Raw genomic sequence first — 23,978 nt, 5'->3', positions numbered from 1 at the left:
ACCTTATCAATGAGTGTTTTCCAAATTAGGAGTGAACTGTAGTATCTTCTTTATATCCATCTACAAAATGTTTGAACTGCAACTTTAACCATACAACGTCGTATAATTGAGATTTTTCTGGTAACTTCTCTAATACCCGTTCAAGATCTGTTAGAGAAAACCTATGCTCCATCGCTTGCATAATAAGAGGATGAGCAGTTTCTTCAACATTGTCATCACCGATTATGAGCTCTTCATAGAGCTTCTCACCGGGACGAAGGCCTGTAAAGACAATTTCGATATCACCATTAGGATGCTTATCGTCTTTGACCTCATGCCCACTTAGGTGAATCATACGCTGAGCCAAATCGACAATCTTTACTGGCTCTCCCATATTCAAGACAAAAACTTCACCACCTTGCGCCATAGCGCCTGCCTGTATGACTAGATTAGCAGCCTCTGGAATAGTCATAAAATAGCGTGTTACATCAGGGTGGGTAACAGTAATCGGAAGACCTTTTTCGATTTGTTTGGTAAAAACAGGTACTACAGATCCTGATGAACCTAATACATTGCCGAATCTAACCATACTAATACAGGTTTTGCTATCTGGCTTTATTGAGGCAGCTTCATGACTCAATGCCTGGCACACAAGTTCTGCCAAACGTTTTGAGGCACCCATGACATTAGTAGGTCTGACAGCTTTGTCAGTAGATATCAAAACAAAGGTTTCTACATCTGTTTGAATAGCAGCACGCGCACAATGGTAAGTACCGCGACTATTATTAATAACCCCTTGAAACGGATTGTGCTCTACCATAGGCACATGTTTATATGCTGCTGCATGATAGACTGTTTGTACATGATAAGTCTGAAATATCCGCATAAGGTTATGCTCATCAGTCACATTGCCAATAATGGATACGATTTGAATGTCCTGATATTCATTACTACTAGCCTGTTTTGCCAAAAGCTCTTGGTGAATACTATAAAGTGCAAACTCTGACAGCTCGTATAGCACCAGACAAGTTGGTTCATTTTTGATAATTTGTCGGCATAACTCACTACCGATAGAACCACCAGCCCCTGTTACCAAGACAGATTTATGAGCGATATTTTTCTTTAGCAACTCTTCGTCAGGCTCTACAGTTTGGCGGTCTAATACGTCTAATATATCGATCTTGCGCATATGGCTAACCGTGACTTTTTCGTCAGCCAATTCTTTTAGACTGGGTAGTTCTTTTATCTTGATAGAGATATGTGAAAGCTTTTCAATAATTTTGCGCTTACGAGCACGGCTAATCGAGGGTACTGCCAAAAACACTTGGGCAATATCAAGGGTATTTACGATATCCAATAAGTTATCAGTATGGTAAATCTTTTTCCCCATTATATGAGCACCTGTTAGCTGACGATCATCGTCAACAAAAGCAACCACACTATATTTATGTGAATTGCTCAAACCTTTCATCAACTCCTGCCCTGCTTCACCTGCACCATAAATCAAAATATTATCGTAATCTATAAGCTCACCCTCAAAACGCTTACCTTGCCATCGCTTCAATAATTCTTTAATTGTCAGACGACTGTTCCACAGCCAGATATAAAGCAAAAACAGAAACAAAATAGGGGTCGATCGAGGTATTTGTGGCAGTACATCAAAGTAGATAATCAGTTCATAAAAAACAATCAGCACAAAAAACAGCTGCAATACACCACTCATAACCGTATCAAGAAACCCTCTAGATACGCCATGATAAAAGCCTACAAGGTATAAACCAATGACAGGAATTAAGGCATATAAACTTAATGTCCATAAACTAATATGAAGCTCGATATAACCATATCGCAATAATAGTGACAAAAACAGACAGGCAATAGCCATTATAAAGTCTGCGCTAATCAAAATCAGACGCTTGACATATCTTGGCAGCGACAACAGGTACTGAGCGATAGATTGCAACACATTTCCACCTATAAGCTTCGGCTTACGTTTGACACTATATAAAGACTTTTCAACCATATGGATTGTCTATTCATCCCACATCGTTTTTAAGAACTAAGTTATTTAAAAGCTTACTACTGGTTGTTACCATAGGCATAACTATAATGATAGCTGTATTTGCTCATGATACCCTGCTGTACGTCATTTAAGATAATACCATCTACTTCTATATTTGCCTTATTCATCTGATTGACCGCATAGACCAGTTGTCCCTCAATTGAGTTATCGTATCTAGTTACCATCAATACTTTATTAGCATATTGCGCCAGTATCATTGCATCGGAAGCTGCGAGGATCGGCGGTGAATCAATAATGATATAGTCATAATGTAGACTCAACTCTGTCATTAGGTTATTGAGCCTGCTATCAGACAACAGTGATGCAGGATTGCGTGGATACTCGCCCCTTGGGATAAAATCAATATTATCTATATTGGTCGGATGGATAAAGCTCGCTAGATTACTGATCTTTTGGGTGGTGATAGCTTCTGGGACTTGAGCGTTATTCTGCGCAAAATCAGTCATATTTTGTGATAATTTATCTTGCGATAGATAGTCGGCCAAACCGTTATATTGGGTCATACCAAATATTTTATGCAGCTCACCCAAGCGCATATCTGCGTCCATAATCAGCACCTTCTTGTCTAACTGAGCAAAAACTTCCGTTAGATTGGCCGAGATAAATGATTTACCAACGCCAGGACTCTCACCAGTGATAAGTATAACTTTCGCCCTTTGGCCCGCTTGCTCTGGTGTCGTCATACCGAACATCAGGCTCGTTCTTAAGCTTTTGATGGCTTCATAACTCAAGCTGTTACTATCAGCATAAGCCAGCAAACGATTAGGCGCTTTCTTATCTTTACTTAATCTGGTGAGTAGATGTGAACGAGGAATCGTTGCGACCACAGGTACACCCGTTTTTGCTTCGATACGTTCAGGGTCTTTAACCACATTTCTAAGCATGTTTTTCAGGAGTACGAGCAATACACCTACCATAGTGCTTAGTAGCGTTGCTAACACCCAAATTTGTGGCTTATTTGGCGCAATAGCATTGAAAGTATTGATAGGCAAATCAATAATACGAGCGTAGCCGATCTGACCAGCTCTCACGACTTTTAGCTGTTCATAATTTTTTAGCAGTGTTAGGTATATTTCTCTATTAATCGCTGTATCTTCAGACAACTGTAAGAACTCCCTTTGTATTTCCGGCAATCCTTCAATGGTGTCATCTATATTTTGTTTTCTACGATTAAGTACGTCGAGTTGTTCGTTGATCTGGATGACTAATGGATGCTCTTCCGTATAATAGGTAGTCAAATCAGCTTTTTTCAGCTTGAGCTCATTAATCTGTGTATCAATTTGAGAGTTCTCTGATAATAAAAGTTCAGCTTCTTTACTAACGTCAATAGTACCGTATTTTTTACGGAATTTATTAAATACTGCTTCAGAGTCTTCTAACTTTTTCTTCAAGTCTGGGATCTGTGTTTCCATAAACTTGATTGTTCTGGTTGTTTCTTCAGAGCCCCGCGTTTGGTTCTGATCTACATAAGACAGAATTATTTCTTTCAATATCAAACTGACTTGCTGTTGGTTAGACCCTGTCATAGACAGTTCAACAATACCAGTCTGTTGCCCTTGCTCAACTACGGATAGCTTGCTGTTTATTGAATCAGTAGTAATCTGTAGAGATTGCTTGGCTAAGTTGATAGGATGAGAGTTGTCAGGTAAATCAGTCACAGTAATCTGAATCTGACCATCTACACCCTTAAATAAATGCGGTTTATTCAACTGGCCTTTAAAATCATCGAACCCATTGCTCAGGACAAAACCTGTTTCGGATTTGGTCAGAGTAAATGTTTGATTAAGATAAGCTTGCGATACATTGAACTGGCTAATCTGAGCATCGCCGTCTTCTGTTTGTAACGATACACCATCAGGAGTGTTAACTTGGGTAGCGACGCGATCACTTTTGATCCGATCAATATAGCCGATAGAAGGATCCGTTAGACGTATACGCAAGTTTAACTTATCTACTACAGGCTCAAGTATCATACGAGATCTTATCAGCTCGGACTCTGTCTGAGCTTTGCTCGATTGTGGAGCGATGAGCTCTGATGCATTTGTACCTAATGCTGATATACCTTGAGAGTTTTCCTCTATTTGTATTAAAGCATCGGATTTGAAAGTGGGGTTCACATAGCGCCCGTACAGCACACCAATCAATAAGCCAATTAATGCGAAAAACAATACAGTTTTCCAGCCACGCAAAATGGCAAATAGCAGCGCCATAAGATCAATGTCATCATTATCTTCTTTCGAAACAGGGTTTGATAAATTTTTCGAATCTGTACTCATAACTATAGGTCTACCACTTCAGCTTGTTCATCGGATAAGCATTACTTAGTTAATTTTATCGGCCCACTGATCGAGACCATCAACAATATCTTGATATGCTGTCTCAAAAGCGCTCATTTCATGTTTATATGGGTCAGCAATATCCTTATTTTGCCAGTGACCAAGCTTGAAGGTTTTACCACGGCAAAATGGCCAACGTTCCTCAATCCATTTAGTCTGACTATCTGACATGGTAAAAATAAGGTCAGCTTTTTTTGCTAATTTTTCGTCGATTTGTTTGGCTATATGGTCTGTAATATCTATCTGCTGTTCAGACATAATTTTGAGAGCAGATGAATCTGCGGGATGTCCAATTAAAGCTCCAACACCTGCAGAGTCAATTACTTTGTTAGGATAACGCTCTTTTAATAAAGCTTCTGCCATTGGACTACGGCAAATATTACCTACACAAACAACCAAAATATTATCAAACGCCATGCTTATCACTTCCTATAAAGTTGAAAAACTTCTGATTGCTGAAGTTGATGGTAACAAAGCACTGATAACACGGTTCCAGCGCGTCAGACCAGTTGGGTCGACATAGACAATATCATTAGGCAACATCTCAAACCGGCTAGTCAGTGGAAAGCTAGTGAGCGCCTGCATATCTACATAGTATATATTTGTACGCTGATATTCAGGTTGATCACGTACTACGTAGATCTTAGCCGCATTAGCCGTATTAGAATTCAGACCAGCTGACTCCCCAATCACCTGCGCTAAGCTCAACCCCTGGTCAATAATAGGTACAGGTGCAACTTTGCCAAACTCTCCCAAAACATACACTTTATTGATGTCTTCGCTACTGACACGAATAGAGTCACCATCTTGTACATAAATTTGATTGGCTGATAATCCCGCCTGCTGCAGAGACTGTAATCCCATACGATAATCAATACCATTTCTTCTCAATACAATACTGTTTGAGTTACCTTCTCTCGTCGTACCACCAGCCATAGATATTGCACTGTATAATGACACAGGTTCGTCAGCAATATTGAATTGACCAGGCTTGTTAACCTCACCATCGATAAAAAACTTATTGCCTCGATACTCAGCAACTTTCACTTGCGGATCTGCATACTTTAGGTAGCGTTGCAATCTTGAACTTAGGTTTGCAGTGAACTGTGGAACACTTAGCCCGCCAGCTTGTATACGACCTATCAACGGAAACTGTATAAACCCCTGCTGATCAACAGGATAACCAGATGCTCCTGCAGCATTAATATCAGGATAATCTACCAAAATAATACTTAATACATCAGAGGATGCAATACGGTAATTCATCCTATTAGACGATCGTACTAGGTCAGATAGGTTGGCACTCATTTGTGAGCGAGCGATTTGTTTAGGTGGCAATGTGGCAAGAGTCAATGGCAGTACATTGAAATTAATACCATTCTCTGCAGTAAAAGATCCACTGGGCGGTAACTGACCAGCTTGAAGCCCAGAATTGATGGTTGTAGTAGCACATCCATAGAGCATACTACTAGCTAACAAACACGCTGCACTCAACAACTTAGTTGTCTGTCTCATATCAAAAAGCCTCTTCTATTACTGCAATCACATAAAACGACTAAAAACAGTTTTGTATTAATAAATTTGTATCGATGTTATTTTTTTACATCTTTCACAAAAATAATCGGCATCATAACATAAGTTATCTGTTATACAGTAATGTTCTTATTGATTGATACAAAAAGCTATCTTTAAACTAATTACTCCATGTAGCATATAAATTCTTTTTATCAATTACAACTAAATATATTACGTATATTAATAATTGATTGAATTTATACTAAATTCTTGCACTTCTGTGTTGCTGCATATGTACGGTTATCTAAAAGCTGTTAAACATTCTTAGTAAAAATATGCAAGATTTTGTTCAAATTGGCTTGAGTACAGTTGCAAGGTATATAAGTCAAAGAAATAAGTCAAAAAATACAGTATAAGCAGTCTTTTACTAGTATAATGCTGCTCACAGCAAACAATGCATTTTCTTACCTATTATCATTTATAATCTAGTATAAACAATTGTGATCCATTATACATTGAGAAATGTAAACCCACCGACTCAAGGACATTAAGATGAAAGATGAAAAATTACAAAAAGCGCTCGCCCGTATGGGCCTTGGCTCACGCCGTCAAATGGAAGAAGTGATTAAAGCAGGTCGCGTATCTGTTAATAACGGTCCAGCAACGATTGGTGACCGTGTCACACCAGGCGATGAGATTCGTGTGGATGGTCGTCAGGTCAAATATACCGCCGAAAATGAGAAGCGTCGCCGAGTGATCGCTTATTACAAGCCAGAAGGCGAAGTCTGCTCAGCCAAGGATCCAGAAGGTCGTCCGACTGTATTTGAGCGCTTGCCAAAGCTCACTCATGATCGTTGGGTCATGGTGGGACGTTTGGATATCAATTCAACTGGCTTACTATTATTTACCAATGATGGTGAGATGGCGCATCGCCTGATGCATCCCTCTAGCGAAGTGACGCGTGAATATGCCGTTCGTGTGTTGGGTGAAGTCACTCCTGATATCGCCCGCACCTTGACTGCTGGTGTCATGTTAGAAGACGGCATGGCGCAGTTTGACGACATCAAAGAAGGCGGCGGTGAAGGCGTTAATAAATGGTATCACGTCCAACTCAAAGAAGGTCGTAACCGTGAAGTACGCCGCTTGTTTGAGTCACAAGGTCTGAAAGTTAGCCGCCTATTGCGTACACGTTACGGTACGATTGCCTTGCCAAAAGAGTTACGTACAGGTCGTTTCTTAGAGCTCGATAAAAAAGAGATCAATACATTGACCGATTTGGTGAGCTTACGTCCACGTTATGGCACAGGTCTACATGGTGCGGCTAAAGAAAAGCAAGAGCGTATCAGAAACAAGCCGCTTAAAGCGCGTCGCACGGACACTCGTAATGACAATCGCAACAGCAGCGCGAAGCCTAAAAGCAGTGCTAGCCCTGCCAGCCGCGGCACGCGTAATAGTCGTGACCGCAATGATAAGCGCTAATTCAGTTTATTTAACATTATTCTAAGTTTTTGATAGATTTAGAATAAACATAAAAAAGCGGTCAATGACTATGCATCATTGACCGCTTTTTTTATGTCTTTTTTACAGGCCTCACAGTTACTCAGTATAAAAATAACGGCTCAGCTGTCGTGGCTATTAATATAATGCGTCATGACTCGCAGCTCTTTTAGCTGCTCCTCGTTCATTTGTGCCAGTAGTCTATCCAAACGCTGTTCGATACTATCTAAAACACTTTGCAATAACGCACTAGCCTCTAACCTCTTTTCACTATTCTCATTAGTGACATGCATATTTGTTAATTGATAGTGAGTGGCTAGCATTTCGGGTAACCGAGTTTGCAGCATTTTGTTCAAAACAAACTGCGCTTCTGTGATAGCAGGCGTTTTATGTTGAGCTTGTAATGCTGCCTGATAAGCTTGATAGCTACTCACTTTGTTATCGATACGCTTTAATTGCCGTAGCTGTTGATCTGACAAGCTTTTTAAGTGCTTTTTATTCAAGTTAAGCTGTTCCCAACTTAACATAACCAGTGACAATGGCGCATGATCATCTTGATATATAAGCACACCTGGAGTAATACCGACCGCTTTGTGCAATGCATGCCAGCCTTTTCTACCTAGATAAAAAGTCGTGACGGTCGTTACAATACCGATGCCTATTAATATACTCATAACTGCTCGCTACTTATCGCTTAATTCTGTGTATGACTACTTATCGTTGGCACTTAGCATTTAGCGTTTAATATCTTCTGCTACTGGATTTTTCACATCCGTGCTACTCAAAGTAGGTGACTCAATAGCCTCTGTTTCCTTACTGAGATTACTCAGCGGCTGCATTGTTGAATCCATATTTGGTTGATCAAAACGCATTTGCAGATAGCGATTGGTCGCGAGCAGCTTTTGCCCATCTTGATGGTATGAGGCATTGAGTAAATCGTCAAACTGGGTATTGATCGTCTTAAGCACTTCTAACAATGCTTGTTTACCAGTGACATCTGAATGCTTAATTTTGGTGGTATCGGCACGCGCCCCATCTGTCACATCTAAGTCATATAAGCGGCGATAATCGGCTACTGCTTGCGGGATGTGTCGGTCCATCAGATTTTGGATCATAATATAAGTTTCATTGATGGTGTCTTTATCATCAATTTTACCGTCATTATTGGTATCACCATAAATCAAGCGGAGTTTTTTGCCTTTTCGATTGATTTGCTCAAGTGCTGTTTTGACTTCAACAGGTAGGCTTTTCTCTGGTATATAGCCCAGTTGCGGCATGGCAGTATATTCCAGCATTTTGGGCGCGGTAACTTTCTTAATACCACGATACCCCAGATATAACCCAGCGGCCGGCAGTACTCCGTATAATACAAACATCACTAACATAGCAGTCACTTGGGTCATCGGGTTTTCCTTATTATTTGACAGAATAGTTTGGCAAATTTCTTGTTATTTTAATCAGTATTTTAAGCTAGGCGGTTTTAGTGTCATCAACTTTATTGCTTAGCACTGCTTTTATTAAACAAAAAAATAAGGCTCTGTTAAAGCCTTATATTGTTATACATTGAGTCTGCACTGTTTTTGGATAATCTTTTATTTTATAAAATACGCTAGCTTTGCGTGCGGCTCTTGACGTAACGATGGGTTGAGGCAAGACGATTTAGAACGGTTTGATGCAGCTCATCCAATAGCTCATCAAGCTCATAATCAACTTCTAAAAACAAATCGGTCAACATATCACCTGCCGTCATTTTACCCTGTACCATATTGTTTTTGGTGCGATGCGGACTAAAGCGCTGTAGCTGCTCATAATGATGTAGCGCTTCAGGGATGCTCTCGGACACCAGCTTATCAATGACAAACTGTCGCTCATTATGTTGCTGCTGTTGCTCGTTTAGCTCACTACTCCACTCACGATAGCGTTTTAGCTTACCATTGATACGATCTAATATCGCAACGGCTTCGATGGGCATAGCGTTTAGGGTGGCCTCATCGACCACATCAACAAGCTCAGTCATAATCGGACAACGTCCATGTTTGAGATACCACAAGGTATCTGGATCAAAAGGTGGTCTATTGGTCGGGCGCATGTGCGCACGATTGGACAAATAGCGATCAGTCAGCGGGGTTGATGAGTGAATATCGTTCACTTGCGCCAATGCATCACGTATACGGTCTACCCGCTCAGGTGGCGTTAATGCAGCACGCTCGTGATTTGATTGAGTGCCGTCATTATTATGATGGATATCGACATTATCACTATTGTCATTTAAATTACGATTAACACCCATCTCCTGCGCATTGTTGGCAGCTAACGTTGGTAGGTCATCTTGAGCTTGCCCAAATGACTTTAGCATTCTTGTCAAACTGACTACCATGACTTGCTCTGCCCCTCGTCCAGTACACACACATTGTGCTCGTATTGCATACGTTCATTCAATAGCGTATCTTAACAGGTTTTCGCTGACCTGCCAGTACGCAAAGTGTCAACATTCCTACTCTCTACGCTCACTTCCTAAATGCTAAGCGCCTTGTTATGAATGCTCCCGATTATATTTCTGGTTTCCTGCTTGGATTATCACTCATCATCGCCATCGGCTCACAAAATGCCTTTGTACTTAAACAAGGTCTCAAACGTGAGCACATATTTTTTGTTTGCCTGTTTTGCGCGGTGAGCGACGCGCTGTTGATATCAGCAGGCGTTGGTGGATTTGGTGCGGTCACCGCACGCTATCCGCATGTGATCGATATTGCAAAAATAGCAGGGGTTTTATTTTTGTTGGGTTATGGCTTACAGAGTTTGTATGCCAGTGTGCGCGTATCTCATGCGCTGACGGTCGAGGGACAAGTAGTGACCAGCTTAAAAAAAGCGCTGCTGCTCTGCTTTGGCTTTACGTGGCTAAACCCGCACGTCTACTTAGATACATTGGTACTCGTTGGGATGGTTTCAACTGGCGCGGCTAGCAAACTTACCTTTGCCGTTGGGGCAATTAGCGCCTCATTCTTTTTCTTTTTTGCGCTCGGTTATGGCGCACGCTTACTGAGGCCGTTATTTGAAAAGCCAAAAGCGTGGAACATACTGGATGCGTTGGTAGGACTGCTGATGTTATATCTGGCTTGGCATTTATACCAAAGCTAAATACAACATTAGGCATTAAATCTAGATAAATTAAGAGGATTTTAAGTGCTCAATATTAGACACAGAATAAATAGCTTAGATTAAAGCAGGAAACAGTGTGCGCAGACCGCTAACGATAATCTCAATCGAGACCGCAGCCAATAGCATACCCATGATCCGGCTCATAATATTCAGACCAGTATCACCGAGCAAGCGGCTGATACGACCAGCAGCCATCAATGCCAGGTAGCAAAATAGACTAATGAAGAGACCAGCAATGATGATGGCAGATACCTGCAAAATGCCTGAGACTTGCGATGAATAAATAATAACGGTAGAAATACCACCTGGTCCAATCATCATCGGTATCGCAATGGGGACCACTGCTGAGGCCATCGTCGGCAGTGCATCTTGCACGTGGTCGACATCGAAGTTCTCTTGATCAGGCTTAACAGGGTTGCCTTCACCGTTCATCATATTTAGTGAAATCAAGAACACCAATATACCACCAGCCAGCTGAAACGAGCCAATAGAAATACCTAGTGCTTTTAGTAAGGTCTCACCCGCCACCGTAAAAAAACTGATGGTGATAAAAATGGTCAGACAAGCAACACGCGCAACTTTGCGTCGATTGTTCATCGAATAGCCGCGAGTCAAATCCAAGAACAACGTCAATGCGCTAAATGGATTGATCAATACCATAAAGGCTAGGATTATCTTGATAATTTCAGTATTCACTGAGCGCTCGCTTGTCTATTGATACCACTGGTGCAAAAAGATAAGGCCATCGTGCGAGTGCGACGATGACCCAATAGGCAATTCATAATAGCATTGTAACATAGGCAGATAAGCGAGTTAAATCATTAACTTTGCTCGGTTACCCTTCTATGTCATCTTGGCGAGAAATCCAGCGAATATAAAAGCTATGACTCAGGTTAAGCTGAAATAATTGATGGCCTATGCACTAAAATCTAAGCCAATATCCAAAGCGGTAGTACTGTGCGTTAGGTAGCCCATCGCGATAAAATCAACCCCTGTACTGGCGGCGGCTCGTACCGTTTCAGGCGTAATACCACCGGATGCTTCAGTCTTTGCGCGACCTTTACACATAGCCACCGCTTGCGATAGCGTTTCTGGCGACATATTGTCTAGCAATACCAAACTCACACCCGCCTCTAGCGCCTGCTCTAATTGCTCTAGCGTATCTACTTCAACCTCAATAGGAATCAGATGCCCAGCAAAATGTTGTGCTTGCTCGATAGCCGTCTTTATGTCACCAGCAATGGCGATATGATTGTCTTTGATTAAAATCGCATCATCCAGTCCCAAACGATGATTGCGACCGCCACCGCAGCGTACCGCGTATTTTTGTACAATACGCAGACCTGGGATGGTTTTACGCGTACAAGTAATCTGCGCTGGATATTGCGCCACGCTATCGACGATCTGGCGGGTCGCAGTCGCAATACCGCTAAGATGCGTCATGAAGTTTAATGCTGTACGTTCTGCTGTTAGCAGATGGCGTGCATTACCTTTTACAGTAGCCAATACGGTACCAGCGGCGACTGCTTCGCCATCCTGCACTTGAGCCCCAAACTCAATGCTTGCATCAACTAAGGCAAAAGACAACCGCGCCAAATCCATACCGCATATCACACCTGATTGTCGCGCCTTGATTTGTAGCTGGGCTTGCATATCTGCTGGGATAGTGGCTTGCGAGGTGACATCACCACGCCTGCCCAAATCTTCCGCTAGCGCATATTCTACCAAGGGTTTAAGCAATACGTCATCCAATGCTGGCTCTTTTTCAATTGTCATGTTTGACCCTCATGTAGGCGTAATATGAATAAAAACGTCTAAATATTTAAACTCAAAATGAGCATAAATATAGCGTAAAGTTAACACTCCTGCAAGGGAAGGTGAAAAAGTTTTTATTGAGCAAGTCGATTTCTATATGAAATTGACCTAGCTGTATTTGTTAGTAGCAATTATTTACGCTTAGGAAGTTTGCTGTCCATCAATAAGCTTTGTAGCTCGATATCATGGCGAAAACGATAGAGTTTGGCGGGGCGACCACGCTGAGCACTACTACTCTCTCCTGTCTCCATCACAAGATTCTGAGATTCCAGCAAACGGCGAAAGTTTTGTTTGTGCAAGCGTATGCCTGATAAGGCCTCAACACTTTGCTGCAATTGGGATAAAGTAAACACATCTGGCATCAACCCAAAGATAAGCGGTCGATACTCAATCTTGGCGCGTAGTCTGGAGATAGCGGTGGCAATCACGCGGCGATGATCGTAATACATCGGTATGCCGATACGCTGAGACCAGTCGCTTGGCAGCTCAACCGTTTGGTAATTGGGCGGATAATTGGGCGCTTCTGGTACCAGTCCTGCCTCATAAAGCATCTCGTAGCGTAGCAATACATGCTCTGCGATCCATTCTCTGCTTTCATCAGCCTTATCGCCAACTGGTTCAGTTTTTATGAACTCGCTATCTGCCAAAAACCCTTCGCTAAGTCCCCAGCACAAACCAATACGTTGACGCCTGCGCTGCCGGGCAACTGAGTCTTCAGCGCTACTCGCCCACTCCAATAGCATAGGGATGATAAAGTCCATAATGATACTAGGCATACCATCTAGATGGTTCTCCCATGGGAAATAATCATACCAATTTCGCCATAGCGCTTGGCTTTGCAATGCCTGCATTTGAGTTTCTTGTACCAAACCAAGGTAGCTGACGTACACCAATGCATGACCATCAACGTTACGTCTGTTGGTATCAACAAAGGTATATAGCTGCTCCAAATATCCGAGCGGCTGCTGCGTCTGCTCTTCTACCCATTGACGCACGCCTGCCTGTAGCGAGCGATGTAATGGCATAAGCGGCCCATTTGGCAACAGTTTGCCTTGGTCAACGGTTAGGACACGAGCGATATGATCGGTAATCGCGACCAATACAGCGACCACTTCAGTTGTGCCGCTACCTTGCTGGTGCGCATGTGAATAAGACAACGTCATAGTTTTGGGGATTATCCTGTCTCTTTAAAATGGCATAAAAGGGTTCTCAAGGCTGATAGTGATGGTACGCCTCAAATCTAAAACAGTATAACGTGAATCTTGAAATATCATAGTCTGGCGTTGTAATCATAAAACATCAAAATCAGTTGCTAAACGTCAGCTTCTACATAAAGGTAAACTAAAAATAAAGACCATTTGGCTAACTCACAAGTAATGAAAATAAATGTACTTAATCAACAGATATACAAAAAACACTTGTATTTATGCTCAAAATGAGCATAATTAAAACAACGGATTAATTTTATTTAACCAAACATCTTGTTTTAGCACACCCATTTATCACTATAGCGCCAACAGAGGTTGCCATTATGAAAAGTTATCCTTACGACGCACCCATCATGAGTACCGACAATCGCATCGCCACTCAGATGAACATCGACTATGCCAGAGCAAAAATGCCAGCAGACTTGCCTCGTGCTGAAAGACTCGTGGTTGAAGAAAACATCAAAAAATTATTGAAAGATAATAACGCCGTACTAGTGGCACATTACTACGTTGATCCTTTTATTCAAGACTTAGCACTTGTGACAGGTGGCTGTGTCGGTGATTCACTCGAAATGGCTCGGTTTGGACAAGCCCATAGCGCCCAGACCCTAGTTGTCGCTGGTGTACGATTTATGGGCGAATCAGCAAAGATTTTAAGTATGGAAAAAACCGTGCTTATGCCAGATTTGGAGGCGGAATGTTCGCTCGATTTGGGTTGTCCTGCTGATGAGTTTTCCGCATTTTGTGATGCCCACCCTGAACGTACCGTGGTCGTTTATGCCAATACCAGCGCCGCAGTGAAAGCTCGCGCTGACTGGGTTGTGACATCATCGGTCGGTATCGATATCGTCCGTCATTTGCATGCGCAAGGTGAGCCGATCATTTGGGGACCTGACCGTCATTTGGGCAAATACATCGCTCGTGAGACGGGTGCAGATATGCTGCTTTGGCAAGGGTCTTGCCTCGTGCATAATGAGTTTAAAGCCACTGAATTGCTGCAATTAAAAGCCGAACATCCAGAAGCCAAGGTCTTGGTACATCCTGAGTCGCCCGATAGCGTGGTGGCACTTGCTGATGTTGTTGGCTCAACCAGTAAACTGTTGCAATCAACGTATGAGATGGATGCTGACACCTTTATCGTTGCAACTGACCTAGGCATATTGCATGAAATGCAAAAACACTCACCGAACAAACGCTTTTTAGCCGCGCCTACCGCTGGTGAAAGCGCGAGCTGTAAGAGCTGTGCCTTTTGTCCTTGGATGGCAATGAATGGCCTAAAAGGTATCGAGCAATGCTTGACCAATAACAGCGGTGAGGTACTAATGACGCCTGAGCTTGCCGCCGCCGCTAGAAAACCCTTACAACGTATGCTTGATTTTGCTGAATCACAAAAGCAACGCGTGGCGGCCAGTGGCGATATCGTCCAAGACCGTGCATTGTTTGCCAATGTTGGGGCAGCCTAGCATGAGTCAGCCGCACTCAGCCAATCAAACCCGTACCACCATCCCTGATAACTGTATTCCTGATAACTATAGGAGTAGTCACATGAGCCATATTGTCAACACTGACGTCCTTATCATTGGTGCTGGACTGGCAGGCTTGAGTACAGCGTTATCGCTACCGAAGTCACTAAATATCACGGTTTTGAGTAAAGCGGCACTTGATGTTTGCTCAAGTCACTATGCTCAAGGCGGCATTGCCGCTAGTCTAGACAAAGATGACTCTGTGTCAGACCATGTTGCTGATACCTTAGTGGCTGGTGCAGGGCTTTGCACACCTGATAATACTGCCCGTATCTTGGGTGCAGGACAGCAAGCGGTTCAGTGGCTATGTGCGCAAGGTGTCCCTTTTACGCAGAACTCACCTAACGCTTTGGATAATACAAGCGCACAGGACTTCTCTCAGTTACAGACCAGCGATTTGCATTTAACAAAAGAAGGCGGTCACGGCTGTAGACGCGTGGCTCATGCGGACGATGCAACAGGTCGACACGTGATGGATGCATTGATCATCAAAGCACAAGCGGCAACCAATATCACTATCTTGCCCTATCACGAAGCGCTTGAGTTATTGACACTGCCTATAGCGAGCGACAAGCCTTTTTTTACAGATAATAGCGATGCTAAGCATTGCCGAGGGGCGCTTGTTTTTGATCATATCAATGGGCGCCCGCTCACCTTTCATAGTCGTGCAGTGGTACTGGCTAGTGGCGGCTTAGGTCAATTATTCAAGCGTGCCAGCGCGCCTAACGTCTGCGTCGGTGATGGCGTGATGATGGCATGGCAAGCAGGCTGCCGCTTGGCAAACTTGGAGTTCATTCAGTTTCACCCAACAGGCTTAGCGCTAGATGACAGCAGCTTTTTGATATCTGAAGCACTGCGCGGTGAAGGGGGACGATTATATTGTCCGCAAACTGGGGTCCGCTTTATGTTGGACGTGGACGCACGTGCTGAATTGGCACCGCGCGATATCGTCGCTCGGGCGATAGCCGCGCAGATTGATAACAATGGGCTTGGCTACGTGCATCTTGATGTCAGTCACTTGCCTGCTGACTTCGTAAAAGCGCATTTCCCGCAGATTTACCAAACGCTCTTAACGCTTGGGATTGATATCACGACAGATCCTATTCCAGTTGCCCCGACGGCGCATTATAGCTGTGGCGGCGTGGTGACTGATGCCAATGGATTGACGGATGTACCAGGACTTTATGCGGCTGGTGAAGTGGCTTATACGGGGCTACACGGTGCCAACCGCTTAGCAAGTAACTCGCTGTTGGAGTGCGTGGTGGTTGGTCGCCATATTGCAGCCCACTTGCCTCAGTATTTAGAGCGCTTAGAAAGCTTAGAAGAAATCGATACTGACGTTTATCGCGAGGTCGATCAATCAACCATTGAGTTTTGGTCAGCGCCAATTCTTACAGATACGCAGCATGTGATCTTGTCTACCTCTGGGCTTGTCACACAACAATGTGGTCATGCCGTTAAAAGATTCCGCACTGATACTAGTCTCGCAAAAACTGATGTCGCAACCATAGCCACAGAACTAAAAGCACTCATGACGGCCAACATGGGTATCACCCGTAGCGCCAGTCAATTAGAGCAAGCACTAACCCAAATACAAAAGTGGCAAGACTGGTTCACAGATGCTGAGTCTGATCAATCCGATGCAAGTAATAGACGCAGCCCTACTACTGCTAGCGAACTTGCATGCTTTCAATTAACCAGACAGCTTGAATTAGCGACTTTAATTATTCAGTCTGCTTATCAGCGTATGGAGAGTCGCGGCGGACATTATCGCCTTGATTATCCAAATCTAGCGGCTACTCCTCGGACGAGTGTGATTGAGCCGCAGCGTGAGCCATATCAGCAACATATCTCTGCTGCTCAATCTATAAATATATCGAAAACGCTAAACAATATGTGGAAAACGTTGATTGCTTGACGGAGCAGTGTGCACATCAACGTCCTAGAAAAAGTCAGCCAAAAGTCAGCCAATAGCAGAGAGTGATTAACTTGCCGCAAGTCCTATCAGCTCACAAAATATCAATCAATGCAGGCTACCTAGTGGGTTTTTAGTATTCGGTCAGGGTTATGGTACAATCGCAAGCTTCCTAAAATGTCTTGTTAAAAATGCTGCGAGCTGACCACCATGCAAAGCCTAATTACCCTCGTTTTGGTCTTGATGCCAATGTTTATTGGCTTTGCCATTCCGTCTAACCCAACCATGACTAAACTTGCCGATACGGGCTTGTCTTATTTGGTCTATCTTATCTTGGCACTGATCGGGATTGAGCTATCAAAGGTAGAAGGGCTGGGTAATCAAGTTGGCGAAATTGCCCTATACGTGACTGTCTTATCTATATTGACGATTGGCACAGGATTGTTTGCACTGATGGTGTTTGACCGTGTCCGACCATGGCATGCCAAAAAACCAAGCGTCAAATCCAAAGAGCATCGTGTCAGTATTCGAGGTAGCTTAGCACAGGTCGTTTGTGTGGCGATTGGCATGGTAATTGGTTACTTCTTGCCTGCTGATTATATGCCGCCTGAAAACTCTATGACCGTCATGCTTATGATTTTGATTTTGCTCGTAGGCATCGGTCTCAAAGGCTCAGGCATTACCTTAAAAGAAGTCATGCTTAATAAGCGCGGCGTTGAGATGAGTGTTATCTTTACGCTGTCGGTGTTGGTTGGTGGGCTTGTTTTTGCTTTGCTGTTCTCAGATGTGTCATGGACGAAAGGCTTGGCAATGGCATCAGGGTTTGGTTGGTATTCGTTATCAGCGATTGTCATGACCGATGCTTACGGCGCGATTTGGGGCAGTGTCGCGCTGTTTAATGACTTGATACGGGAATTTTTTGCGCTGCTATTCATTCCTGTATTTATGCGTAAATATCCGTCTGCCTCAGTTGGCCTTGGCGGCGCGACGAGTCTCGATTTTACCTTACCGATTATTCAACAGTCAGGTGGTCTAAAAGTTGTGCCACTGGCGATTAGTTTTGGCTTTTTGATTAATATTGTCTCACCCGTGCTAATGGTGTTCTTTTCGGCTTTGGGGTAAGTATAGATTTAATAGTCGCTAATTCAGCTGATAGCTAAGACCGATAGCAAATTTACTTAAAACTCAACGTATTAATCTGTACATAAATCGTTTATCGAGATATAAAACAAGTTGCTTTAAGGCTCTTGAGCTAACCCATAAACACGGCGGTTCATAGACTTACCTTCTTCAGTGTCAGAGGGCGCGATAGGTTGTTCAGCACCATAACTAGCGATGCTCAAGCGATCAGGATCAATTTGATGCTGCATTATTAGATAGTTTTTGACAATAAGCGCCCTATTTCTTGATAGAGCATTTGGTTGCAAAACTGCATCAACAGCTGATACTTCATCTGTTGAAGCGTGCCCCTCAATACGCATAGTTGCTGTGTCGTACTCTTGCAATTTTTTTGCTACTTTATCAAGCTCAAGCTGGTACTCCTTTGATAACTCACTACTACCCTTGGCAAAAAAAGCACGATACTCCATTTTGAGACCGACACCAATACCTGCAATAGGACAGCCTCTTTCATCTATTACCACGTTATACGGAGTGCTTGGGCATTGATCCAGCTCATCAGGCACACCATCCCCATCGCTATCTAAAATAACTTTAGCAACTGGGGCATTAATATTTTGAGTTGCTTGATTTTGTGAAACAGATGTTTGGCAGGCTGATAACGCCAAAGCACTTACCAAAATTAAAAATGTATTTCTCAATTTGGTTTTCATAATATTTTGCCTTTAAAATTCTCTGCATTCTAGTAGCATTTGATCATACCTATCTCGCGCTGATATCCAACCGAACGCTCGCTGATTCATAATAGCTCCCTCCTCGGTATCATTAGGAGCAATAGGATTATCAGCGCTACAATCAAAGGTGCGAATTCTATGCGCTGGCAGGTCCAAATTAACCAAGTAGTTTTTGATACTTTGTGCACGAGCACTCGCTAATGAGATAAAGTCCAGTGGCTGAGACGAGCCTTTGAGATGTAGAGCTTTCTCGTCAATGGCTTGCTGTTCAATTGTGGAGGTATGCCCTTGGACAAAAAAAGTCAGGTTAGAACAGCGATCCGCGAACGCTATGATCTTATTCAATTCCGGAGTATATTGTTCCTTTATTTCGGCACTATATTTATCGAAAAACACTCGTAACTCCATAGACAATCTATCGTCCAAATCCACTGGCATAGGTTTGCCATTTTCATCAACAGGTGGCGGTTCAACCACGCAAGTGGAGGGCTTTAAAACCTCTTGTGCCATGTTATTTGTGGCTGGAGTCACTGATTGGCAGCCTGCTATTACCACAGCTCCTATCATCCATAAGACAGTAGAGAATTTTGTTGTCTTAAACTTTGTCATAGTGAATGCCTTACTGGTTATGATAGGTCATACTTATACTCATGCTATGTCCCTAACTCTGTGTCACTAACTCTGTGTCACTAAGAACAAGCAAACTAAACCCCACTCGCCTGCTTCGCAAACAATCGCATGAGTGGCTTGATTTTACTGACTCGGTACATGCCTTCATTACGGATTTGCTGCACGGGGCGCGCTTGGGCAAGCGATCCTGCAAACAACCAGTTCAGTGCCGAGAAGCTATGCATCATGATGCTATTATGCGGACGACGCGAACGCTCATAATGACGCAGCGTTTGATTACTGCCCCACATTGTGCCACCACTACGGGTAAAGTCATGCATCAACTGCTCACACAACACTTTTACATCGAGCATACCGAGGTTCAACCCTTGGCCTGCTAGCGGATGCACGCCATGGGCGGCATCACCGATGAGTACCAAGTTATCAGCGACGTAGTTTTTTGCTTGTTGTGCTGCTAAAGGAAAACTGGCGATGGACTCAATCTGCTTGATAGCACCCAGCTCGTAATGACTCGCCGCTGCGAGTTTATCTGCGATAAAGCGGTCGTCTTCCTCTATCAATGCCAATGCCTGATTGCGCGGCAAGGTCCATACGATAGATTGCCAATGTTGTGGATTTACCTTATCGTCATCAGTAATATCCGCTAGCGGCAAGAGCGCTAGCGTGCCCGTTGGCAACATGGCTTGACGAGCAGTCGCTTGATGTGGTTTCTCGGTCTGAATCGCACAGCAAATCGCGGTTTGATTGTAATCAAGCGTATCGACCCCAATCCCTGCTTGTTGACGGACAAACGAGCCACGACCATCAGCACCAACCAACAGACGCGCATCAATCGCTGTTCCATTATCTAAGGTCACACGGTAGCCTTGCTGCGCACCTAGCCAGTCCATATTGACCACTTTATGCCCAGCGATAACGGTCAGATAGTCGCTGACATCATCCTCAGACAGACGCTGCCATAAGGCGTGCTCAATAACGGCTGGCTCCACCATACTACCGAGTATCTCAGGCGCAGCGCTCTGGTCATGACTATCACCAAATAATAGCTCGCCCATGCCGTTCAACTGCCAAACCTGCATTTGCGAGTAGTCGGCTTTACGCTTGGATGCGGTAATGTGTTGCCACGCGCCAACCTCTGTAAGCAAGTTAATACTCGCCAAACTGAGCGCATAAACACGCGCGTCACGTTTGCCCAGCACCGCTTGCCACGCTGACTCGTCACGCGCAGGACGCGCATCGATTAAGGTCACGGGCATTTTGTTCTGCGCAAGCTTTAGCGCGAGCGTCGCGCCAACGATACCGCCACCGATAATCAGCGTATGATTGTTTTTCATAAACTATCCTTTTTGGAGCATTGTCCATCCATCATCCTATAAATGATGCACGGACGACTCCCCTCTTATTTATTGTATATTTTGAGAAAATCGTATTTTGATACGCTGTTATGACTTTAGACCCATCGCGTAGGTTGCCACCAATGGCTTAATGTTTGGCAATTTATCAAAGGCCAGTAATGCCATATTACGTACAAACTTAATGGCGGGATTAGGATGGGTAAAGCCATGTACCACCGCATCACAAAAGCGAATCACCCGTTTTTGATCCGTTTGACGTGCTTTCTCATAGCGCTTTAGTAATTGTGCATTACCGATGTCTTCGCCTTTGAGCACTTGTGCGCTCATCATTTGCGCCAATACATGAGCATCTCGCATACAAAGATTAAAGCCTTGACCCGCGACAGGGTGCAACGTATGAGCGGCATTGCCCATGATGACGCAGCGACCCTCGACCTGCTTGTCTGCCAGCACACGAGACAACGGATACGCGCCGCGGCGACCAGCAGCGACAAACGTGCCCGCGCGCTGCCCAAATGCTTGCTGTAGCGTCTGCAAGAACTGGGCGTCGTCTTCTAGGTATTTGGTTTCTTCACCTGTTGGACAGACCCAAACCACAGATCGTCTATATCCTTGTTGATATTCATCATTGCCATCGCCCTCTGGATCCGTCAGCGGTAGCACCGCCAGTGGACCTGCTGGGCTAAAGCGCTCAATCGCCACATGCTCATGCCGTCTATTGGTCTCTACCACGCCAACGATAGCCGTTTGCTGATAGTCGTAGGTGGTGGTGCCGATATTTAACAACTGACGTACCGTAGAATCGCGTCCATCACAGGCAACCAATACGCTGGCTTGCAGCTGTTGCTCGTTTTCTGCTGCGTCATCGTTGCTAAAGCTCAGCGTCACGCCGTCCGCTTGTTGGGCAACGGCGTTGACACTGGCATTATCGACCAAAGTGACGAGTGGCGACTGCTGTGCGGCTAATAAGAGCTTACGCCCTAGCCACGCGTTTTCAATGACTTGTCCAAAGGATTCTACTTTCTCTTCGACTTTATTCAGCTGCGCGCGCCCAAAGCTACCTTGCTCACTAATTTGCACGCTATCGATACGGCACGCATGGCTTTGCAATTCATCCCACAATCCAATCTCTTGATAGATCTGTACTGTGCGCCGCGATAATGCCGTATTACGACTGTCCAAATAATGACTGCGCGTACGGTCATCGGTCGGACTGATGGTTGGATAACGGTTTTTTTCTAATAACGTGCTAGCAATGCCGTGATGCGCCAGTAGTAAGGCAAAAGACAAACCGACATGACCGCCACCGACGATAAGCACTTGCTGGTCGGTGATTGCTTCTCTTCTTTCAGGTAGGCTTTTAGAATTGGATAAAGGTGAACCTGTCTCTTGCATCGTTGTTGTTCCTATTATAATTGTTGGGCAGACACGTCTTTAGCGATTGATAGGTGTTTTATTGGATAGCCTTTATCTGGTAAAGGCCGCTTCTGACTCAATCGTAAAGTGCTGTAATATCGCTCATAGATTACCACAAATTGCCTATCATGCTGCGCTCTTAACCGTAGACAAATCGTTCGTCTACTCTCATTGCAAGCAAGGTTTATATTGGTAAAATCAGTAAAAACTTAACTTATCAATATTTCAATGCGAGCGTTACTTTTCACTAATGATGTTATCTAACCGATAAATGAACTTAATAGACATGCTGCTGACTCGATTTAGAGTAGTGTGTTGATTGCAATCGACATACAAAAACAACGCTATCTGCTCAATGTATCGCTTGAATTTTAAAAATTCTCTACCATAATGAAGGCAAGACTTTTATTTATTATCTTCCACAAAACCAACAATAATATTACCGTCATTTTTAGTATTTACTATAACTACTCAACACCCATATAACGCTACTAACTACTTTATCTCTGAAACCCGTGACGCTATCAAAATGAAATCACAGCGCCGGGCACACAATACAAGGATAATCGCTTGACTGATACCATGAGCCGCCGTATAAAGTTTGAATCCCTAACGCCAGCACAGCTCAAAACCGTGCTTGGCGAATATAACAATCACATGAAATACATCCAAGAACGCCTCGATATCAAAATCATGCAGCGCCAAGGCGATTTTTGCTTAAGTGGCGATGTGACCGCTGTCGAGCGCGGTGAACGTATCATCTATAAGATGGTCGATGAAGCCCAAAACACCAAGGATATCAGCGCAGAAGAGCTGCATCTGATTATCCAATCTAGCATCTCGCGTGATGAGGATATGGACGACGACGAGCAGGATGATGATATCGAGGATGCAGAATCAGATGAGGCTAATGAGTTTACGCCCGTCAGTCTGCGTACGCGCAAAGGTCGCATCATACCGCGCGGTGGTAACCAGCAGCGCTATGTAAAAAACGTCTTAAGCTCTGATGTGTCGTTCGGTATTGGCCCTGCTGGTACTGGTAAAACCTATCTTGCGGTGGCTTGTGCAGTCGATATGCTAGAGCGTAACGAGATTGAGCGTATCTTGCTCGTGCGTCCAGCCGTAGAAGCTGGCGAAAAACTAGGCTTCTTGCCAGGTGATTTGACGCAAAAAATTGATCCTTACTTGCGTCCATTGTATGACGCGCTCTATGAGATGATAGGTTTTGAGAAAGTTGGCAAGATGATCGAAAAACAAATCATCGAAATCGCCCCGCTTGCGTATATGCGTGGTCGTACGCTCAATAACTCATTTGTCATTTTGGATGAAGCACAGAACACCACGCCTGAACAGATGAAAATGTTTTTGACACGTTTGGGCTTTGGCTCACGTGCAGTGATTACTGGTGACATCACGCAGGTCGATTTGCCGCGCGGTCATAAGTCAGGTCTCGCGCAGGCGATGGAGATCTTAAAAGACATCGAAGAGATTCATATCACCAAATTTGATTCAAAAGACGTGGTACGCCATCAGTTGGTACAACAAATCGTTGAAGCGTATGACGTATACGATGAAGAGCAAATGGCTCTAGAAGAAAAACGTAAGTTTGAACGTATCAAAGAACAAGAACGTAGACAAGCTGTGGCTAATGCTGCTGCCAAACTATAATATAGTCAATCCACTATAAAAGCGTT

The 23,978-nt window shown here is 43.9% G+C and carries 20 protein-coding genes; 6 read left to right on the top strand and 14 right to left on the bottom strand.

Going from position 1 to position 23,978, the window contains the following annotated elements; genetic code table 11:
* Positions 1-25 precede the first annotated feature (25 nt).
* The 4 genes from AS194_RS04870 to AS194_RS04855 are packed head-to-tail and all read right to left on the bottom strand — an operon-like array spanning position 26 to position 5,913.
* Entirely contained in the window at positions 26-2,002 is a 1,977-nt protein-coding gene (locus tag AS194_RS04870; RefSeq protein ID WP_058024348.1) for a polysaccharide biosynthesis protein, read from the bottom strand.
* A 56-nt stretch (positions 2,003-2,058) separates the two neighbouring features.
* A complete protein-coding gene (locus AS194_RS04865; protein ID WP_058024347.1) occupies positions 2,059-4,338 on the bottom strand; it encodes a GNVR domain-containing protein in 2,280 nt (759 codons plus the stop codon).
* A 45-nt stretch (positions 4,339-4,383) separates the two neighbouring features.
* The gene (locus AS194_RS04860) at positions 4,384-4,815 is read right to left on the bottom strand and encodes a low molecular weight protein-tyrosine-phosphatase (RefSeq protein WP_058024346.1); all 432 of its coding nucleotides are present in this window, start codon (positions 4,813-4,815) and stop codon (positions 4,384-4,386) included.
* Positions 4,816-4,827: 12 nt separating this feature from the next.
* Positions 4,828-5,913 carry a polysaccharide biosynthesis/export family protein gene (locus tag AS194_RS04855; protein WP_058024345.1) on the bottom strand — a complete coding sequence of 362 codons (1,086 nt, stop codon included), beginning with the start codon at positions 5,911-5,913 and terminating at the stop codon, positions 4,828-4,830.
* A 552-nt stretch (positions 5,914-6,465) separates the two neighbouring features.
* On the opposite strand from AS194_RS04855, the gene rluB reads away from it, so the two are divergent.
* On the top strand, positions 6,466-7,392 hold the full coding sequence (gene rluB, locus AS194_RS04850; RefSeq protein WP_058024344.1) for a 23S rRNA pseudouridine(2605) synthase RluB: 927 nt from the start codon (positions 6,466-6,468) through the stop codon (positions 7,390-7,392).
* A 140-nt stretch (positions 7,393-7,532) separates the two neighbouring features.
* Here rluB and AS194_RS04845 read toward each other — a convergent pair whose 3' ends face one another.
* The 3 genes from AS194_RS04845 to AS194_RS04835 form a co-directional block, all read right to left on the bottom strand.
* Positions 7,533-8,084, bottom strand: coding sequence for a hypothetical protein (locus AS194_RS04845; protein ID WP_058024343.1), 552 nt, complete (start codon positions 8,082-8,084; stop codon positions 7,533-7,535).
* A 60-nt stretch (positions 8,085-8,144) separates the two neighbouring features.
* Positions 8,145-8,813, bottom strand: coding sequence for a hypothetical protein (locus tag AS194_RS04840; RefSeq protein WP_058024342.1), 669 nt, complete (start codon positions 8,811-8,813; stop codon positions 8,145-8,147).
* Between the two features lie 206 nt (positions 8,814-9,019).
* Complete coding sequence (locus tag AS194_RS04835) at positions 9,020-9,817, bottom strand: hypothetical protein (protein WP_227511578.1); 798 nt, start codon at positions 9,815-9,817, stop codon at positions 9,020-9,022.
* Positions 9,818-9,945: 128 nt separating this feature from the next.
* Here AS194_RS04835 and AS194_RS04830 point away from each other — a divergent pair, with 128 nt between their 5' ends.
* Positions 9,946-10,548, top strand: coding sequence for a LysE/ArgO family amino acid transporter (locus tag AS194_RS04830; RefSeq protein ID WP_058024340.1), 603 nt, complete (start codon positions 9,946-9,948; stop codon positions 10,546-10,548).
* Positions 10,549-10,623: 75 nt separating this feature from the next.
* On the opposite strand, the gene AS194_RS04825 is transcribed toward AS194_RS04830, so the two are convergent.
* From AS194_RS04825 to AS194_RS04815, 3 genes are all read right to left on the bottom strand, one after another.
* Entirely contained in the window at positions 10,624-11,265 is a 642-nt protein-coding gene (locus tag AS194_RS04825) for a MarC family protein (protein WP_083499602.1), read from the bottom strand.
* 219 nt (positions 11,266-11,484) lie between these two features.
* Positions 11,485-12,345 carry a carboxylating nicotinate-nucleotide diphosphorylase gene (gene nadC, locus AS194_RS04820; protein WP_058024339.1) on the bottom strand — a complete coding sequence of 287 codons (861 nt, stop codon included), beginning with the start codon at positions 12,343-12,345 and terminating at the stop codon, positions 11,485-11,487.
* A gap of 170 nt (positions 12,346-12,515) precedes the next feature.
* Positions 12,516-13,547: an NUDIX hydrolase gene (locus AS194_RS04815; protein ID WP_058024338.1), complete on the bottom strand. Its 1,032-nt coding sequence runs from the start codon at positions 13,545-13,547 to the stop codon at positions 12,516-12,518.
* A 368-nt stretch (positions 13,548-13,915) separates the two neighbouring features.
* Between AS194_RS04815 and nadA the strand changes: the two genes are divergently transcribed.
* The 3 genes from nadA (at position 13,916) to AS194_RS04800 (ending at position 18,152) form a co-directional block, all read left to right on the top strand.
* Positions 13,916-15,055: a quinolinate synthase NadA gene (gene nadA / locus AS194_RS04810; protein WP_058024337.1), complete on the top strand. Its 1,140-nt coding sequence runs from the start codon at positions 13,916-13,918 to the stop codon at positions 15,053-15,055.
* Between the two features lie 82 nt (positions 15,056-15,137).
* Positions 15,138-17,033, top strand: coding sequence for an L-aspartate oxidase (nadB, locus tag AS194_RS04805; protein WP_083499601.1), 1,896 nt, complete (start codon positions 15,138-15,140; stop codon positions 17,031-17,033).
* A 207-nt stretch (positions 17,034-17,240) separates the two neighbouring features.
* The gene (locus AS194_RS04800) at positions 17,241-18,152 is read left to right on the top strand and encodes a lysine exporter LysO family protein (protein ID WP_058024336.1); all 912 of its coding nucleotides are present in this window, start codon (positions 17,241-17,243) and stop codon (positions 18,150-18,152) included.
* A gap of 116 nt (positions 18,153-18,268) precedes the next feature.
* Here the strand turns inward: AS194_RS04800 and AS194_RS04795 are convergent, their stop codons facing one another.
* From AS194_RS04795 to AS194_RS04780, 4 genes are all read right to left on the bottom strand, one after another.
* Complete coding sequence (locus AS194_RS04795) at positions 18,269-18,862, bottom strand: OmpA family protein (RefSeq protein WP_058024335.1); 594 nt, start codon at positions 18,860-18,862, stop codon at positions 18,269-18,271.
* A gap of 12 nt (positions 18,863-18,874) precedes the next feature.
* Complete coding sequence (locus AS194_RS04790) at positions 18,875-19,414, bottom strand: OmpA family protein (RefSeq protein WP_161808412.1); 540 nt, start codon at positions 19,412-19,414, stop codon at positions 18,875-18,877.
* 173 nt (positions 19,415-19,587) lie between these two features.
* The gene (locus AS194_RS04785; protein WP_058024333.1) at positions 19,588-20,847 is read right to left on the bottom strand and encodes an FAD-dependent oxidoreductase; all 1,260 of its coding nucleotides are present in this window, start codon (positions 20,845-20,847) and stop codon (positions 19,588-19,590) included.
* A gap of 108 nt (positions 20,848-20,955) precedes the next feature.
* Positions 20,956-22,263 (bottom strand): UbiH/UbiF/VisC/COQ6 family ubiquinone biosynthesis hydroxylase, encoded by a 1,308-nt coding sequence (locus tag AS194_RS04780; protein WP_083499600.1) that lies wholly within the window; start codon positions 22,261-22,263, stop codon positions 20,956-20,958.
* A 603-nt stretch (positions 22,264-22,866) separates the two neighbouring features.
* Here AS194_RS04780 and AS194_RS04775 point away from each other — a divergent pair.
* Entirely contained in the window at positions 22,867-23,952 is a 1,086-nt protein-coding gene (locus AS194_RS04775) for a PhoH family protein (RefSeq protein ID WP_058024365.1), read from the top strand.
* The last annotated feature ends 26 nt before the right edge of the window (positions 23,953-23,978 follow it).

It is taken from the genome of Psychrobacter piscatorii, from assembly GCF_001444505.1.
GTDB lineage: Bacteria > Pseudomonadota > Gammaproteobacteria > Pseudomonadales > Moraxellaceae > Psychrobacter > Psychrobacter piscatorii_B.
The sequence above is the reverse complement of the archived record's forward strand: the minus strand, read 5'-3'. Positions and strand labels throughout refer to the sequence as shown.